Source organism: Labilibaculum filiforme, from assembly GCF_002843315.1.
Taxonomy (GTDB): Bacteria; Bacteroidota; Bacteroidia; order Bacteroidales; family Marinifilaceae; genus Labilibaculum; species Labilibaculum filiforme.
In genome coordinates, this window is sequence record NZ_MVDD01000001.1 from 391,652 (window position 1) to 409,582 (window position 17,931).

The following is a 17,931-nucleotide window of genomic DNA, read 5'->3' on the forward strand; positions in this document are numbered from 1 at the left end:
AACCAAGAGGTGAGCTAATGAATAAAGCTCACCTCTTTAAAATTATAGATTCGCTCTTCATCCATCGCTTTTATTCGTAGTTGCCCATATTCGGTAATCCCAATAATTTCTCCTTCAAATTGACCATTTTCATCCGAAAACTGATGCTTCTCCTTCATCCAATACAAAGCGTTCAGGTAATCCTTTTCTAATTGGTCTGATTTGTTGTCTTCCAACTGAAAATACCGATTTTCGATACAGTTCAACAATTTTGTCAGTTCCTGATCCAAATCGTACTCTTTACCGGTACAAATTGCCAATGAAGTTGGATTTGGTGCATCGGATACAAATTTTACTTGATTTATATTTAAACCCAAACCACAAATACTATGACTTAAGACCGATCCCATAATAGAATGTTCGATTAAAATACCTGCAATCTTCTCATCTTCAACATAAATATCATTTGGCCATTTAATATTGACCTTCTTTAAATAGTTACGCAAATAATCGTAAACCCCTAAGGAAATAACCAAGGAAATTTGAAATTGACGCGCAATTGGTAGAAATTCTGGAGTAAGAATGATACTTATGGTAAGGTTTTTGCCTAATTCACTTTCCCAAACATTAGTGCGCTGTCCGCGGCCTTTTGTCTGACTTAATGTCAAAACGACAGTTCCACCTGACGGTTTTTGAGTTTTTATCAGCTCTAAAGCAAAATTGTTAGTAGAATGTATTTCATTTTTGCGTATTAATAGCTGGGGAGAAAATAAACATCGATTCATAAATGAAAATTATTAATTTCGACTAGATATAAGGTGTTCTGTTAACAATTGATAATTTGCTAATCTTTGGTAAAATTAATCATTACCTTGCATAATGAAAGAAAATGTGAAACTTTGCTTTAGCTATATCCTTATTGCAGACTATAGATATAATAAAACGAAAAAAACAATTTTTAGGAAATAAGAGGAAACAAAACGAAAAAACAACAAAGATAATTAACTGACTACTATAAAATTAAATAAATATTAGTCCAATTTAAAATCAATTTAAAAAACGATTTTATTCATTTGAAAAAAAATTATCTTTGTAATTAAAATATTACGAATGACAGAAAAACAAAGGAATACAACAGAAGAACTTGTTGAATCCTTAATTGAGGGATTACAAAAAAATAAAGCAGTTGATATTGTTAAAATTGATCTAAGAAATATTGATAGTTCGGTTTGTAAGTATTTCCTTATTTGCCATGGAACATCGTCCACTCATGTAAACGGAATCGCCGCTTCGGCAGAAGAATACGTGAGAGAAAAAATCAATGAAAAATTATGGAGAGTGGAAGGATATCAAAATTCTCAATGGATTTTATTGGATTATGCTGATGTTGTAGTTCATATTTTTCAGAAAGAATACAGAGATTTTTATCGACTTGAAAGCTTATGGGCAGATGCTGCTGTTACTAAAATTCAGAACGCTTAGCCGATTCTATAACCTTTAACTAAAAAGAATGACAGAAAATAATGACCAAAATAAATCTCCTTACCAAAAAGGTAAGAATGGCAACAGTATGTTAAAACCGCCAAAATTTAATGCATACTGGGTTTACGGATTAATTGCCGTAGCTTTTATTGCTCTTAATCTTTTAAACATTGGCCAAAAAGCACAGGAAACTAGTTGGCAAAAGGTGAAAAACGAAATGATTCGCAACTCGGATGTGGAACGAATTGTTGTAGTTCGTAATCTTCTTGAAGTAAATGTTTTCCTGAAATCGGAAAGTCTGGACAAATATCCAGCTCTTTTCGAAAGTAGTTTTGATTCTCCTTCGAAAGCAGGACCTCATTACACGTTCCCAATTGGTTCTATTGAGCAATTTGCAGATCAATTAAACGAGGCTCAGGAAGGTGTTTCTGATATGAACAGAATTGAACCGGAATACACCACTCAGGAAAATTATTTTGGCGATTTTATTGGCTGGATTTTACCGTTTGCCTTAATTATTGGAATATGGTTTTATGTATTCCGAAGAATGAGCAAAGGTTCGGGCGGAGCTGGTGGAGGTGGTAACATCTTTAACGTTGGTAAATCGAAAGCAAAAGTTTTCGACAAAGAATCTAATATCAATGTTAACTTTAAGGATGTTGCTGGTTTAGCGGAAGCAAAACAGGAAGTTGAAGAAATTGTAGAATTTCTAAAACATCCACAAAGATATACCAAACTAGGAGGTAAAATTCCTAAAGGAGCACTATTAGTAGGACCTCCGGGAACTGGTAAAACATTGCTGGCAAAAGCAGTTGCTGGTGAAGCCAACGTTCCTTTCTTTAGCATGTCGGGTTCCGATTTTGTGGAAATGTTTGTTGGTGTTGGAGCAAGTCGCGTTCGTGATTTGTTTAAACAAGCAAAAGAAAAATCGCCTTGTATTGTATTTATCGATGAGATTGATGCAATTGGTAGAGCGCGTGGTAAAAATCCTAACATGGGTTCGAACGACGAGCGTGAGAATACTTTAAATCAGTTACTAACTGAAATGGATGGTTTCGACACCAATTCAGGTGTAATTATTTTAGCCGCAACCAACCGTGCTGATATCCTAGACCGTGCTTTGATGCGTGCTGGTCGTTTCGATCGTCAGATTCATGTTGAACTACCTGATTTAAACGAGCGTAGAGAAATATTTGGTGTTCACTTACGTCCATTAAAATTAGATCCAAATTTGGACAAAGAATTTTTAGCGAAACAAACTCCGGGATTCTCGGGTGCTGATATTGCAAATGTATGTAACGAATCGGCTCTGATTGCTGCAAGAAAGAAAAAGGAAATTATTGAAAAACAAGATTTCTTAGATGCCATCGATCGTATTATTGGTGGATTAGAAAAGAAAAATAAAATTATATCTCTTCAGGAAAAGAAAACCATTGCCTACCACGAAGCTGGTCATGCTACCATTTCATGGATGTTGGAACATGCTCATCCATTAGTAAAGGTAACTATTGTTCCTCGAGGAAAAGCGCTGGGTGCAGCTTGGTATTTGCCAGAAGAGAGAAGCATTACTACTAAAGAGCAAATGCTCGACGAAATGTGTTCTACCTTAGGTGGACGTGCTGCAGAAGAAATTACTTTTGCCAAAGTTTCAACTGGTGCACAAAACGATTTGGAAAAAGTAACCAAACAAGCAATTGCCATGGTTTCCATTTTCGGAATGAGTGATAAAGTAGGAAATGTTAGTTATTACGACTCGTCGGGACAATCGGATTATGGTTTCTCGAAACCATACAGCGAAAAGACAGCAGAGCTAATTGATTCGGAAGTAAAGATCTTAATCGAGAATAGTTACAAAAGAGCCAAGCAAGTGCTTCTTGACAATATGGCAGAACACAAAAAGCTTGCAGAATTACTTTTGGAACGTGAAGTTATCTTTAGTGAAGATTTGGAAGCTATTTTTGGACCAAGAAAATTTGGTGAACCTGAAGGTTTAACTGCAAAAAAAGTAAGTCCAAATCCGGAGGTCGAAAACAAGATTGAAGACAATGAAAATCAGGCTGTTTAACCAGTCCTTATCACAATAAATATAATCGCTAAATTATTGAGGAAACTCAGTGATTTAGCTTTTTTATTTATAGCACTTTTTCAGTTCACTTAATAAAGACAGGGGAATAACAACCCAATTGTCAGAAGTGCTGAAAAAATACTATTTTTGAAAACAAATAACTACGAAAGCAAAATCTGCAGGTAAAAAACAGATTCAACTATTAAAATATATCAAGTGGGGAATTTTATTATAAGAACATTATCAGCAGCCGTTTTTGCAATTGTTTTACTTGCAGGAATAAGCCTTCACCCAATTGGTTTTTTAGCCGTATTTCTTGCAATTACCCTAATGGGAGTGTTTGAATTTTATAAACTGGCAAAAAAAGCAAATAGCTCACCACAATTAATTACAGGTATGCTTGCTTCTGGCACACTATTTTTAGGCTGTTTTGTCGCAAATTATTTTAACAATACAAGTATTTTCCTTTTGTTAGGTGTGCTACTGGTAATGATTCCTATTATTGAATTGTACCGAAAAAAAGAAAATCCATTTGCAAATATTGCTTTTACTTTATTGGGTATAATCTATGTGGCACTCCCCTTCTCTCTACTAAATTATCTTGCTTTTCCATTTAATGATCAGCAATTTCATTACGAAATTGTTCTGGGTGTATTTGTTATGATTTGGGCAAATGATACAGGAGCATATTTGGTTGGAGTTAATTTTGGGAAACACCGACTATTTGAACGAATCTCGCCTAAAAAGTCTTGGGAAGGAAGTATTGGAGGAGCAATTATAACCCTTGTTGTTGCATGGCTTTACTCCAGTTTCTTTAATGACCTAAGTCTAATTCAGAGTTTAGTAATTGGTGTAACTGTAGTATTTTTCGGTTCCATTGGCGATTTAGTGGAATCTCTATTTAAGCGAAGTATTCAAGTTAAAGATTCGGGAAATATACTCCCTGGACATGGAGGAATACTCGATCGTTTTGATGCAATTTTACTTGTATCACCAATGGTTTTTGTATTCTTGCAAGTAATCAAGGAATTTTTTCATTAAATTTGCAAAAATTTAAATTCAAAACATGACAATTCACAAGGAAGGATACGGAATCATTGCAGTGTTTTTTTTACTACTTACAGCCATAGATGCTCTAATTTATTTTACGATTGGTTCTGGTCTTTTACTCGATATATTTTTAGTTGCAACCATCGCTTTTTTCTTATTGGTGGTTTCCTTCTTCAGAGTTCCAAAACGAATTCCTGTAGTTGGAGATAATTTGATTATTGCTCCTGCAGATGGAAAAGTGGTTGTTATAGAAGAAACTGAAGAATCGGAATATTTTAAAGATAAAAGACTTCAGGTTTCTATCTTCATGTCGCCATTAAACGTGCACATTAACTGGTATCCAGTACAAGGAATCATCAAATATTGCAAACACCATAGTGGCTTATTTTTAAAAGCGTGGTTGCCAAAATCATCTACCGAAAACGAAAGAACAACGATCGTTATTGAAAAAGATGATAAAATTACCATCTTAATGCGACAAATTGCTGGTGCAGTAGCTCGTCGTATCGTTTCCTATTCGGTTGTTGGCGAAAAAGTAATTCAATGTGAGCAGGAAGGATTCATTAAATTTGGCTCTAGAGTTGATTTATATCTTCCTTTAGGAACAAAAATTGATGTAAAATTAAACCAGAAAGTAACTGGTTCGCAAACAATCATTGGTCGTTTCTCCGATTAAATTTAAGCGTACTTTCTAGTTATAATCAATAATTTTTCAGGTCTGATCTGTAAAAAGTCGTAACTTCATGTCTGCGAACTTTTAACCCAATATCATGACAAAAATTATTCGATTTATTGCAATTGCTCTCATTTGCATACAAGCTATGCCAAGTTTTGGGCAACAAACAGATGTTCCTGTATTTTTGAGCTCGGAACTTGAATTTGTGTGGGAAAGTGAGAATACGCTCGAAATTCCCGAATCGGCTTTTTACGATGCCACAAATAATTGCATCTATGTTTCTAATATTAAAGGCTTCCCCAGCGGTCAGGACGGAAATGGTTACATTTCCAAACTCAACTTAAAAGGTGAAATTATTACACACAAATGGGTTACTGGACTCGATGCCCCAAAAGGAATGGCAAAATATGGCAACTTCCTTTTTGTAAGCGACATAAACGATTTGGTAGTAATAGATATTAGTAAGGGTGAAATTGTTAAGAAATATCCTGCCCCAACAGCTATTTTTCTGAATGATGTTACTGTAAATCCTAAAACGGGAACTATTTACGTTTCAGACGCTAGAGCCTCTAGTATTTATCGTTTAAAAAATGGCAAGTTTGATATCTGGCTAAAAGATGTACAACTCGAACGTATAAATGGCCTCACTTTTAAAGATGACTTTCTTTGTGCCGGTGTTCTCAACAAAATTCTGAAAATTGAGACCGATACAAAATTAATTAACACTCTTGTTGATAACACAGGAAGTATAGATGGCTTACTAAATACTGATGAAAACACTTGGATCATTTCAGATTGGATTGGTAACGTACAGATCATTGAATCGGGAAAAATTAAAAAGTTACTAAGCTCGGCCGAGCAACAAATTAATGCTGCCGACTTAGGCTATATTCCCGAACAGAAAATTATTTTAGTTCCTACCTTTCACAACAATCGGGTAACTGCCTATCGGTTAAAATAGTAAGCTTATGGATTTACATATTAAAAATCAGCTATTTGTAGTTTGCGGGGCGACATCGGGATTTGGAAATGCCGTTTTAAAAAATTTACTTGCCGATGGAGCAAAAGTAATTGCGATTGCTCGCGGACAAGAGAAGTTAGACCAATTACAAAAAGCCAACCCAATACAGATGGAAAGCTTTTGCGGGGATATTACTCAATCGGAAAGCATATACTTATTATTGCAGAAAATTGGCAACAGAAAGCTCTCTGGTGCTTTTATAAATGCAGGTGGACCACCAGCAATGAAAACCTTAGAAACAAAACTTGACGATTGGGATAATGCCTATCATCAGCTATTGCGATGGAAAGTGGAATTAACACAAGCTTTAGTTCCACTTATGATGAAAGAGAAATATGGCAGAATGGTTTTTCTGGAAAGCGCATCGGTGAAACAACCTATCGATAATTTGGTACTAAGCACCTCGCTTCGCCTTTCGGTTGTTGGTTTTGTTAAAACCTTATCGCAGGAGATCGCTGAATCGGGAGTTACACTAAATATTATTGGACCAGGATATCATGAAACCCCAGCAATTAAGCGACTATCAGACAAAAAAGCCGAGCAGGAAAATATTACTTCTCAAGAAGCAAAAGACAAAATTACCGCGGGCATCCGAATGAAACGAATGGGTAACCCAGAAGATTTAGGTCAGTTGGCCACATGGCTGCTCTCCCCTTCGTCGGGATATATTACCGGCCAAACTATTAGCGTTGATGGCGGACAGATTTTAGGAATACACGGATAAAAAACAAAACCCAAAGAATTGAGTCCTTTGGGTTTTGTTTTTTCTTATTCAGAAATATTTAAAACCTCTTTTTCTAAAAAACAATAACCGTTACGCGGTATAGAAATGCAAATTCGCTAGAATGGACAACTTTAAAATTGCTCGTAGAGCATTAGGTTTTGTAACATAATTAGAATATCTTAATTTATACTCCGTAGGAGTTGTGGCTAATCGTGAAATTCAAAAAGGAACTTTTCATCAAATTCTATTTCAAATTTCTTGAGGAATTGTATATACTCCTTTCTAAAACTATTTTTATGATGATGCTCTTCCTGATTAAGAATATAATTGTATACCGAATTTAATTGTGACCGACTATAAGAAAAAGCACCATATCCCTCTTGCCAAGCAAATTTGCCCATACATAATTTCTCCTTATTAATAAATAAGGATGATGTTCGTTTAATTTCATGAACCGTTTCGGAAATAGATTTATTTGCATTTACGCCAATTAAAATATGAATATGATCTTCCACTCCACCAACAATAATTGATTTGTGATTCATTTCTCGAATAATACCAGATATATAAGCAAAAACTCTTTCCCGAATATTTTTACGCAAACAAGAATCACGAAATTTGACAGCAAAAATTAATTGAACATACAATTGGGTATAACTTCCTGGTTTCATATTTTTATTGTTTATCCCCTACGGGGAATATTTATATCTACCTTATATTTTTCTACAATACAATAACCGCTACGCGGTATAAAAATGCAAATTCGCTAGAATGGGCAATTTTAAATTTTCCATTCAGCAGTAGGAGTTTATCCCCTTAAAGAGAATAATTACACCTTCGCTATCTTTTTCTACAATACAATTAGCGCTAGGCTGTAAAAAAACGCCCTCTATTTTCTTCTGCAATAGTATTTACATTAAGAAAATACCTTTCTCATTCAAATTATAAGTCACAAAATTGCTCGTAGAGCATTAGGTATTGTAGAAATACAATATCAACCGCATTATTTTTACTCTGTAGGAGTTGTAGCATTAAAATTAAACATGCATTAGCCGTTTATCCCCCAGAGGGAATATATACATCTCTTCAACAAAGCTATAGTATAGTGCTGAGAAAAATTCACATACAAATTTCTGAATCACTGATTTCTAAATAACTCCTATCCTATTACTTCCCTTTTGAATCGAGAATTTCAAAATACCCGGAAGTGTGAATATAATTACTTTTGCTCGTTACCCAGAACTCCATTTCTTCGGCAGTTGATTTTTTATTCTGATACTGAGATGAATCATATTTTAACTTCTTTCGCATTTTCGGACTCAAATATTCAATATCCATTTCTAGGGCACAAGTATCTTTTTCATTTACAACTACAAGAGGTGCTACTTTTAATTTATCGGGATTCTCCAAATAAGTATAGTAAGCCAATAACTTTTGAATGTTGGTATGATACTCTTCCAATTTCGACCGATCGACCTCAACTAACTCCTCCTCGGATTGATAATACACTTTTAAGAAATATTTATCGTCTAGTTTTATAATTTGACCTGATTCGAAAGAAGAATCTTCAATATCGGCAAACAATAAATAAGTTTGTTTCTCGGCTAAATCGATAGTGTCGCCAATGGCAGGATGTAGAACAATAATATCCTTTTGGGCAAAAACTGAAAGGGTCCCAAAAAGAATCAATGTATTGAGAAGCACTGTCTTTACGAATTCCATAGCGTACAATTTTTAATTATTTCTTTTTCTTATCTGATGCGTAAATCAAAAAATGACTCCCGGTCTTGATATAATTTTCCTGATCATCACCCCAATAGCCTATTCGTTCAGCATCTGATTTTAAAACTTGATATCGATAGGAATCCTTTCTCAACTTTTTCTTCATTTTCGGACTCAAATATTCAATATCCATTTCTAGGGCACAAGTATCTTTTTCATTTACAACTACAAGAGGTGCTACTTTTAATTTATCGGGATTCTCCAAATAATTATAGTAAGCCAATAACTTTTGAATGTTGATATGATACTCTTCCAATTTCGACCGATCGACCTCAACTAACTCCTCCTCGGATTGATAATACACTTTTAAGAAATATTTATCGTCTAGTTTTATAATTTGACCTGATTCGAAAGAAGAATCTTCAATATCGGCAAACAATAAATAGGTTTGTTTCTCGGCTAAATCGATAGTATCGCCAATGGCAGGATGTAGAACAATAATATCCTTTTGGGCAAAAACTGAAAGGGTCCCAATTAAAATCAAAAGACTCACTACCAGGTATTTCATGATGTTTAAATATTAAGTGCAGTTTTCCATTAAACTTCTTTACAAGATAAATCTAATTAATTAAAAGACAAACGACTGACATAATTGAATAAATTATGAGTAAACAGTAGCAACTTGTACTGAATCAATATTCAAATAATTTCATACTAGAAGCATTCGAATTAATCCCTTGTAATACATTCTCACTCCCTTAAGCTACATTCAGATTCCCGCGAGCTACATTTCAACTCTCAAGACTTACATTTGCATTCCCTTTACCAACATACAAACTCCCTTAAGCTACATTTACACTCCCTCGAGCTACCTACCAACGCCCTTAAGCAACATTTTGTACTATTTCGATGAATATTGAGAAGGATTAGTAAACTACACCAAAAAAAAACAAGCTACTGCATACTATCTTTTTTGGCGAAAGAATGACTTAAATTTTCTCTTCTGAATGGATAGTTTCAACTTGGTCATTCGAAGGTACTGATGCGTTCTTCGGCTCATTTTTTCTTTAAATGTGATGCGTTCCGAAATAATAAACTCGTTTAATATTTTAGCAAATTCGGGAGATCGCAAATAACCATAGGATTTATGAGGATTGGCAACTCCATTTATTTCGTAATTATTTACCACTAAGAAATCAATTGGTTTCACTCCAAACTTATTCTCGGAAAAATCATCGGCTAATTGGTAATTAAGCGCAACCTTGTCTAGAATATCAGAAAAATTATACCAATACTTCACCACCGAGGGAGGTGTAGCCATGAAACTTTGCCCGTTTAATTTTTGCCTTTGCTCGGCAGCAATTTTCCCAACAACAATTGGCAGACCTAAAGGAGAACCTATGGTAATTAAGGTATGAATTTTTAGGTGTTCGGCTAAAAACGTTAGCACATCAAAAGCAATAATTGACCCCATTGAATGCGCAATTAATAAAATATCATCGCACTTATATTTCTCCAATACTCTTAACAGCCTTTCTCTTATCAGGTCTTTTGTTTTTGTGCTTGTTGTTAGTTCTTCGAGTTTTTCTTCCTTATAATACTTCTCTAAATCCTGAAAATAATTACTTAAAATAGAATCTGTAATGAAAGAATAGTTTAAGGTAAAATCTTCGTTCAGAAAAATTCGGTTTAGCTGTCGATTTAAAAAACCAATGATCTTTTTTCTTGTATCATGATTCTCTCTTACTGGCTCTTTACTAGGTTTTGCATAAATTTCGTCGAGGTAGTAAGGACTCTCTTTATCCTTTTCGAACTGATTTAAGGGCTTATCATGCAAAATATCCGCCCAATAAACCATTTCATGTTTTGGTAAATCAGCTTTGTAATTATTCTTTTTTAGACCTTCAATCATGGCACGCTCCCACCAACGCTCCAGTAAGTCTTTTGGTGGTTTATTGCCTAAACCATGAATTTGAATGATAACATTTGCCATTACTAACTCTTCCTATTTACTGTGTAAATTTTTATTTACTTGTTTCGTGATCCATGCGGCACGGTCGGTAGTAACCCCATCAATTCCAAAACTAATTAGCATTTCAACCTTTTGCGGACTATTAACAGTCCAAGTGTAAACTAGCAAGCCCGCATTTTGAAATGCTTTAATGAATTTTTTTGTCAGCATTTTCCCCGCCCAAACATCTACTCCATCCAACTTTAGTTTTTTCACCTTTTTAATCAGCCGTTTTTTAGAGGTCCAAATTAACCACCATGGCAAATAATAATCGAGATCCAACAACCATAGCATTCTATATTCGGGCATTATTTTTTTTGCTTTTGCAAGCGTACTACTCTCAAAAGCAATAATTTCTATTTGTGAGTTTTGAAGCTTCGATGCCTCCAAATCACTTTTTAAGTGGTTCAATAAATCTGAATTACTTTTTATTTCGATAATCAGTTTCCCATGTTCAGGTACCGTTTTTAATACCTCCTGTAAGGAGGAAATATGCTCTTCGCTCCACTTTGTATCTTTATAGGAACCTGTATCCAACATTTTTAGCTCCTTAAAAAAAGATTTTTTAATAATCATTTTTCGATTGGAAACCCGTGCAGTATCCTCATCGTGAATCACCACAATCTGCTTATCCTTGGTCATATGAATATCAATCTCGACAGAAGAAGCTCCACGCTCCCAAGCTAAATTGATTGCTGCCAGTGTATTTTCTGGAGCATCAAAAGATTCTCCGCGATGAGCAATTATAAGATCTTTCCAATTTTTCATACAATACTATATTACCAAGTGAAAATAATAATTGTTTATCATTTACAAATGAAAAAAAAAAGTTTTTTCCCCTTACCAGCAAAGAACAGCGCAAAAGCTTTATTCGAAAGCGTAGGACAATGAAAATACGTTGGAATATTTTGCAATGGATTGATCACCAATATCTGTTAAGGCATAATCTAACCGGAAATTTTTATAACAAATGCCTAATCCTAAATTGGGCTGAAAGGTCCATGACTTAGTTTGATCGAAATCCGTTTCTTCCTGAAAATTACTAACTCCGGCACGTAGAAATAGAAACTGCTTATAGGAAACTTCCCAACCAAGATGAGGATCGATACTAATTGGATCTCCCTGAATTAAAACATTTCTTTGTCCGTCGAAAGTCATATCCATGTCGAACTCAGTTACAACCGAAAATTTGTCTGAAACAGTAAACTCCCGACTCACTGCAAGAATTAATCTTGGCAAAGTAATTTCGGTAGAATTTTCAGGTATTTCGTTACCCGTTAACTCAAACACCTCTTCCAAATCGCCGGTTTTAAACACCCATGCATTAAAGGTGCTAGTGGCATCTCTTAGAACAGCTCCCATTCGCCATTTCCCTTTTCGGTATGTTCCGGCAAGGTCGAATCCAAATCCGTAAGCCGAAGCAAAATCGCCCGTGTGTCGGTAAATAATTTTCACATTTCCTCCAACGCTCAATCCTTCAATACGAGTTTTTCGGGAGTAAGAAAAAAGAAATGCGTAATCGGCTGCCGAGAAAGTTGTCACCAAATCGTAACGAATATTCCCATCTTTATCGATTAATTCGAGTGTGTTCGGAATATCATCAACGCCATAACGGAACAAACTAAGGCCAACAGCACTTTTTTCATTAATTTTCATACCAAAACCTAAATAATCGTAGGCCGACAATCCTCCAAAATATTCAGCATGCATCACCGAAACATCAAACTTTGTCTTTAAATCGACTAAATTAGCAGGATTCCAATACGAAGCTTCCACATTATTTTGCGAAGCAATGGTTGCGTTTCCCATTCCAAAAGATCTTGCACCAACTCCAATAGACAGAAATTCATTACTATATGTTGGAGCCGAAGTCTGACCAAACACGGAACCAGCAACACATAAGCAAATAAAAAATGCAATAATTCTGGGCAAATAGGTAATTTTCATAGAAAGGTAAAAATAGTATGCTTTTTTTAAACTTGTGCATACTGTCACGAGAAATCATAAGTTTCAAAAAAAACCATTATTTTTGTGGCTTACTATACAAAAAACGAATTTTATGTCCGAAGCAAAAGGAATTATCAAACACATTCCCAATTCAATTACTTGTTTAAACCTATTATCAGGATGTACTGCAAGCCTTATGGCAATGGAAGGCTACTTAGTTCCTGCGGCTTTTCTGATTCTTTTAGCCGCTCTGTTTGACTTTTTTGACGGCTTAGTTGCTCGAGTACTCAAAGCATACTCACCAATCGGTAAAGATCTTGATTCTCTTGCCGATATGCTTAGTTTTGGTTTTGCTCCTGGAGTTATTGCTTTGGCTTATTTAAAAAGTGCTGTTTTAGGCAGTGCTTCGGCAGATATTGTGCTTACTGAGCTAAATTATTCACAAATAGCAATTTTATTATCAGCATTTATTATTCCCATATTTTCAGCCTTACGATTAGCCAAATTTAATATTGATACCCGACAGACTTCTTCGTTTATTGGCGTACCTACTCCAGCAAATGCAATGTTTTGGGCATCACTTCCTCTAGTTTTATTTTATGGCAACTATCCATTTATTGAGGAGTGCTTATCGAACGAATACGTACTTATTGGTGCTATTTTAGTTAGCTCATACCTATTGGTAACCGAAGTTCCTATGTTTTCTCTAAAAATTAAGAGCCTTGCCTGGAAAGAAAATAAAATCCGCTATTTATTCCTACTCACACTTGCTATTTTAGCAATACTTTTTAAATGGTTAGTAATTCCAATGATTCTTTTTGTTTATATTATTTTCTCCTTTATCGAAAATTTAACAACTAAGGAATAAGACTTTAGCTTTTAGATATTAAAAAAAAGGCTAAGATTGCATGTACAATTCTTAGCCTTTTTCTATTGCCAGAAACTAGTTTTCTTTTGGTACTTGATCTTTAAAATAGGATTCGAAAAACCGATACGATTGCCAAATTATAAATATTGCAAGAGCAAAAATAGATACTCGACTTATGATTCCAAATTCATATAAATCGGAGATGTTCGACATATCCGGATAACGCATCATTAAATAAAAACTAATGCTGTTATTTATAAAATGAATAAAAATACACAAATAGAGCGATTTGGTTTTCCAGTACAAATACCCAAGTGCAAAGCCAACTAATAATCCGACTACGAATTGCCACGGATTTAAGTGCAAAACACCAAAAAAGATGGAAGACCATAAAATTGCTTTCCAAGGCTTATAATTTCGTAGCAAACCATCGAGAACAATTCCACGCATTAACACTTCTTCCAGAATTGGCGCAGCAATAGCAACCGTTAAAAACCCATAAATATTTGGTTTAATTGCATTTTTAAACATCTCCACCAACCATTCAGGCATGGGAACCCAACTGGTAATTTCCATATTTACAAGCATAAATGCCAGGGTCATTACAACTACTATCGGTATTAGAGCTATAGGGAAGGAATTTAAAGCTAAAACCCCTTTATTGAGCGGATTTTTTTTCCACCTTATTCTGGTAACAAAAATTAAAATAAGCAATGGTACTACATAATTTAGTAAGGATAATAAATCTCCTTCCATTTCAATTCCCATGATTTGCAATATTCCCAAGGGAATGCTATAGACTATTACAATTAAAAGAAATAATCCAAGAATTCCCCATCCTTGCTGAATGCTGGGATAAGCCATTTTTACTTCAGATTCAAACTGACTTTCCTTTACATCCGTTTCTGTAATTATTTGATTCATTTCTCTGAGATATTTTTTACTTTTTTTATTACAACCTGCGTTTCCATAGTCTTTATCATTTCACTATAAAACTGACGTAAATTCCCATAATATTCTTTTGAAAAGGAAGTGGTGTTTATTGAAAAAGTGGAACGAAGGCTAAGTTCCTTACCAATACCTTTAGATACGAGAGTGAATTCGCCACCATCATTAGGCAACTTTATTTTCTTCCCTTTTGGGAAATCTTCAAACTGAAACTCCTCTGGTAATATTAACTTCACTGTAAAAGTTGTAGCTCTTGGATAATTATAGTCGATTCGATATTGCCTTGTTTCTTGCAGAAAAGGATGTTTTAGATCTTTTGCGTTAAATAAATTAACATAGATATAATCATTATCTGTAGGTAAGCCACTCTCTAAATTAAGATTACATTCCATTTGTAATGAAGCACTTATATCATCCTCATTCGTTAAGGACAGAGAATCCTTTTGAAAGTTAAATTTCTCCAAATCAAAGATATTCAACATCCACGATTCAACTCCATTTTCAGCTAATTCCTTTCGACTTTCGGAAGCAAAATAACCCATTTCCCGCACGCCAAGTTTACAAACAGGCTTTTCTAAATCCGAATAATTATAAGTCATCATTATGTCACGAGTATTTCTGTCATTTGGTACTATTTTAGTCCAAAAAGGCTTTTCGCTTTTTAATACAAATGTAAAATGATTCAAGTCATTTTCGGCAACTAAATTGAACGGCCGATAAGGGGAGGTAGCATTCAATAAAATTTGCTTGCCATATAACTCAACAAAAGCAAGTACTTGATCGAACTGACTAAGTAAGGGATAGGTTTTTTGAATTAATCCCCGGGTATTTGATCTAGCTAAAGCAGGATAACATTCAAAACCTGCCTCTTGCAACAACAAAATAAGAAAATAGTTGACTTCAGCATTTGTGCCCACTTTTCCTTCCAGTACATTTGGAGGAGTATTTTCAGGAAAGATTCTATATTTTCCGTTCCATTTTATAGTAGTTCTTACAAAATCATAAATCTTCTCTAGCTTCTCCCACTCATTTTCATTCCCATTTAAAAAAGTTTCCAATTGCTTCTTTGCAAAATTTGTGCGACTTAAAAAGGCTACTTTTTCGATATATTCCTTAGCAAGTTGTTCATAGGTAGTCATTGAGTTAACAAATATAGGTGTACCTATCTTAGAATTTTTTTCCCGAGTAAAATACCCAGCTAACTGAAAACGCAACTGCTCTACAAAATCGTGATAATTATTAATATACGATTCCTCTTTTATTGATGGCATATCCGTCATGATCCATTCATTATTCGTAGACTGGGGATATTTTGCTTGTATTCTACTTCCAAACATCACCATATTGTATCGAAATGATTCTGGCATATTCACTTTTAACGAACTATATAAAGTCGGTATTTCATCCTGAAAGTACCAAGTGTCCAAATAAGAATAGAAATGTGAGTTTGTTGTGTATTTGTATTCAATTATGGATCCAACCTTCACATTAGGCATTGTAAATCGTACTTCTCCATAATCCTCATCAACATCTACATCGAATATAGATTTATTCGAAACCTCACTAACTTCGGATTTACCAAGATCATTCAAATTAATTGTTTGTCCTTTAACACCAGAAATACTTTCCAAATTATCTTTCCGATAATAAGGCAATTTAATATTGGCTTGATCAAATCCACCCTCTTTCAATATTTTAATCCGAACATGATAAAAATATTGAATTACAGAATAATTCAGCTCAACAGTACAGGTTCTGCTAAGAATAACTGCGTTTGCTTCCTTTTCAAAAGAACATTTCTCTAGTGCGAACTCTTCCTTAGATATTTTACCAAACCGAACTCCTTTTGCACTTAAATCACTTAATAAAAAAGGAAAGACAGTTAGTAATAGTAAAACTTGTAATTTTTTCATAGACATACAATTAGGCATGTCAAGTTAACAAAATACATTTATATCGTAAATGAATTTATTCCTTATACACTTTAAAATATCTTATATAGAATTATTACAAAGAACCATCCCTTTTTTTACCACAAAAAAAGGCTAAAATGAAGTCCTCATTTTAGCCTTTTATATTTTTTAAAGATGATCCTATTTCCGGTTCATCACCTCGTTTTGTTTGGAGATAGCTTCCTTATGAATCATACGTAATAATTGTGTTAGGAAGGTTTCCGATAAACCCAAAGAGGTACCTAATTCAATTCCTCTTTCCCGAACCTTTTCCCATCGCTGAAGCTGAAGAATTGTCATGTTCTTCTCTGCTTTATACTCTCCAATTCCTTCTACTATATTCATTCGCTGCGCAAGCAGTTCTATCAACTGAGAATCTACCGAATCAATTTGATTCCGATATTTTTCCAACAAATTTTCTTCTACATCATCAATAGAAGGCAAACGGCATACCAAGCTTCTTAAAACTTGATTTACATCAGCAGGACATAATTGTAGTTCTTGATTAATTAGTGCGTCACCCGTTTTAGAATAACTCTCCATCATTAAACCATCCATATTTAAGTCCATCGCTTTTTGCGCCATTTCTGGAATATATTTAATCGCTCCTGCAATATGGCTAGGGTCACAAATGATTGGTAAATTATGAAATCGAGATTTTAATTCAATAGGAATTTCCCATTTCGGAATATTACGAAGTCTTGTTTTTTCGAACGGATAAAACCCACGATGAATAGCTGCCAACCGCGATATTCCTGCTTTATTAATTGTTTCCAAAGCCTCTATCCATAAATTGATATCCGGATTTATTGGGTTTTTCACCATTACAGGAACACTCATTCCTTGCAAGGCACTAGCCAATTCCTGAACTGAAAATGGGTTAGATGTTGTTCTCGCACCAATCCATAAAATATCCACATTATGCCGTAAGCACATTTCTACGTGTTTGGGGGAAGCCACTTCAACCATTGTAAGTAAACCAGTTTCCTGCTTCACCTGATTCAGCCATTGCAAAATATCCAAACCTCTATCGCCAAACGATTTGGCTGTGGTTTGAGGTTTCCAGGCGCCAGCCTTAAATATTTTTACCTGATCGACATTTTTTAGTTCTCTAGCAGTAGCCAACAATTGCTCTTCGGACGTTACCACTGAAGGTCCACTTATCACTATCGGTCTTGTATCCAATCTCTTGAACCAACTACTCATTGGTTTGCAATTCTCCAATCCGCTCATAACTTCATTTTAGGCTATTTAATATCATATCTGATATTAATCGCACAAAAATACACTTTTAAATGACATCGTAAAATGTGTTGAAACACAATTGGCATCCTAAGATGGATGCCAATGAAAGAAATACTATTCCTTTTCTATTTGAGCTTTCAATTTCTTAAGGGTAAACCGTATGGTTTTATAACAAATAAAAATTAAAAGTGGCCAGGTTAATAGCCATATTATCGAGGATGTATACATGTCTTACAATTTT

The 17,931-nt window shown here is 34.6% G+C and carries 17 protein-coding genes; 7 read left to right on the top strand and 10 right to left on the bottom strand.

The window, feature by feature from the left end; translation table 11 throughout:
- Window positions 1–14: 14 nt before the first annotated feature.
- A complete protein-coding gene (locus BZG02_RS01725) occupies window positions 15–764 on the bottom strand; it encodes a biotin--[acetyl-CoA-carboxylase] ligase (RefSeq protein WP_101259681.1) in 750 nt (249 codons plus the stop codon).
- 325 nt (window positions 765–1,089) lie between these two features.
- Between BZG02_RS01725 and rsfS the strand changes: the two genes are divergently transcribed.
- The 6 genes from rsfS (at window position 1,090) to BZG02_RS01755 (ending at window position 6,997) form a co-directional block, all read left to right on the top strand.
- Window positions 1,090–1,461 carry a ribosome silencing factor gene (rsfS, locus tag BZG02_RS01730; RefSeq protein ID WP_101259682.1) on the top strand — a complete coding sequence of 124 codons (372 nt, stop codon included), beginning with the start codon at window positions 1,090–1,092 and terminating at the stop codon, window positions 1,459–1,461.
- Between the two features lie 28 nt (window positions 1,462–1,489).
- Window positions 1,490–3,526, top strand: coding sequence for an ATP-dependent zinc metalloprotease FtsH (ftsH, locus tag BZG02_RS01735; protein WP_101259683.1), 2,037 nt, complete (start codon window positions 1,490–1,492; stop codon window positions 3,524–3,526).
- A 216-nt stretch (window positions 3,527–3,742) separates the two neighbouring features.
- Complete coding sequence (locus BZG02_RS01740) at window positions 3,743–4,567, top strand: phosphatidate cytidylyltransferase (protein ID WP_180335591.1); 825 nt, start codon at window positions 3,743–3,745, stop codon at window positions 4,565–4,567.
- A 25-nt stretch (window positions 4,568–4,592) separates the two neighbouring features.
- Window positions 4,593–5,252 (top strand): phosphatidylserine decarboxylase family protein, encoded by a 660-nt coding sequence (locus BZG02_RS01745; RefSeq protein WP_101259685.1) that lies wholly within the window; start codon window positions 4,593–4,595, stop codon window positions 5,250–5,252.
- 94 nt (window positions 5,253–5,346) lie between these two features.
- Complete coding sequence (locus tag BZG02_RS01750; RefSeq protein ID WP_101259686.1) at window positions 5,347–6,213, top strand: NHL repeat-containing protein; 867 nt, start codon at window positions 5,347–5,349, stop codon at window positions 6,211–6,213.
- 7 nt (window positions 6,214–6,220) lie between these two features.
- Window positions 6,221–6,997 (top strand): SDR family oxidoreductase, encoded by a 777-nt coding sequence (locus BZG02_RS01755; RefSeq protein ID WP_101259687.1) that lies wholly within the window; start codon window positions 6,221–6,223, stop codon window positions 6,995–6,997.
- Window positions 6,998–7,203: 206 nt separating this feature from the next.
- On the opposite strand, the gene tnpA is transcribed toward BZG02_RS01755, so the two are convergent.
- The 6 genes from tnpA to BZG02_RS01785 form a co-directional block, all read right to left on the bottom strand.
- Window positions 7,204–7,668: an IS200/IS605 family transposase gene (gene tnpA / locus BZG02_RS01760; RefSeq protein ID WP_101259688.1), complete on the bottom strand. Its 465-nt coding sequence runs from the start codon at window positions 7,666–7,668 to the stop codon at window positions 7,204–7,206.
- A gap of 496 nt (window positions 7,669–8,164) precedes the next feature.
- Window positions 8,165–8,719: a hypothetical protein gene (locus tag BZG02_RS01765; protein WP_101259689.1), complete on the bottom strand. Its 555-nt coding sequence runs from the start codon at window positions 8,717–8,719 to the stop codon at window positions 8,165–8,167.
- A 16-nt stretch (window positions 8,720–8,735) separates the two neighbouring features.
- On the bottom strand, window positions 8,736–9,287 hold the full coding sequence (locus BZG02_RS01770; RefSeq protein ID WP_101259690.1) for a hypothetical protein: 552 nt from the start codon (window positions 9,285–9,287) through the stop codon (window positions 8,736–8,738).
- A gap of 396 nt (window positions 9,288–9,683) precedes the next feature.
- On the bottom strand, window positions 9,684–10,712 hold the full coding sequence (locus tag BZG02_RS01775) for an esterase/lipase family protein (protein ID WP_101259691.1): 1,029 nt from the start codon (window positions 10,710–10,712) through the stop codon (window positions 9,684–9,686).
- A 12-nt stretch (window positions 10,713–10,724) separates the two neighbouring features.
- Entirely contained in the window at window positions 10,725–11,498 is a 774-nt protein-coding gene (locus BZG02_RS01780) for a glycerophosphodiester phosphodiesterase family protein (protein ID WP_101259692.1), read from the bottom strand.
- A gap of 99 nt (window positions 11,499–11,597) precedes the next feature.
- Window positions 11,598–12,677 (bottom strand): putative type IX sorting system protein PorV2, encoded by a 1,080-nt coding sequence (locus BZG02_RS01785; protein WP_143470405.1) that lies wholly within the window; start codon window positions 12,675–12,677, stop codon window positions 11,598–11,600.
- 112 nt (window positions 12,678–12,789) lie between these two features.
- Here BZG02_RS01785 and BZG02_RS01790 point away from each other — a divergent pair, with 112 nt between their 5' ends.
- Window positions 12,790–13,545: a CDP-alcohol phosphatidyltransferase family protein gene (locus BZG02_RS01790; RefSeq protein WP_101259693.1), complete on the top strand. Its 756-nt coding sequence runs from the start codon at window positions 12,790–12,792 to the stop codon at window positions 13,543–13,545.
- Window positions 13,546–13,620: 75 nt separating this feature from the next.
- Here BZG02_RS01790 and BZG02_RS01795 read toward each other — a convergent pair whose 3' ends face one another.
- From BZG02_RS01795 to BZG02_RS01805, 3 genes are all read right to left on the bottom strand, one after another.
- On the bottom strand, window positions 13,621–14,469 hold the full coding sequence (locus BZG02_RS01795) for a CPBP family intramembrane glutamic endopeptidase (RefSeq protein WP_101259694.1): 849 nt from the start codon (window positions 14,467–14,469) through the stop codon (window positions 13,621–13,623).
- Complete coding sequence (locus BZG02_RS01800; RefSeq protein ID WP_180335592.1) at window positions 14,466–16,406, bottom strand: DUF3857 domain-containing protein; 1,941 nt, start codon at window positions 16,404–16,406, stop codon at window positions 14,466–14,468. Before BZG02_RS01800 ends, BZG02_RS01795 begins: the two co-directional genes overlap by 4 nt.
- Window positions 16,407–16,586: 180 nt before the next feature.
- A complete protein-coding gene (locus tag BZG02_RS01805; protein ID WP_218972115.1) occupies window positions 16,587–17,678 on the bottom strand; it encodes a chorismate mutase in 1,092 nt (363 codons plus the stop codon).
- Between the last annotated feature and the right edge of the window lie 253 nt (window positions 17,679–17,931).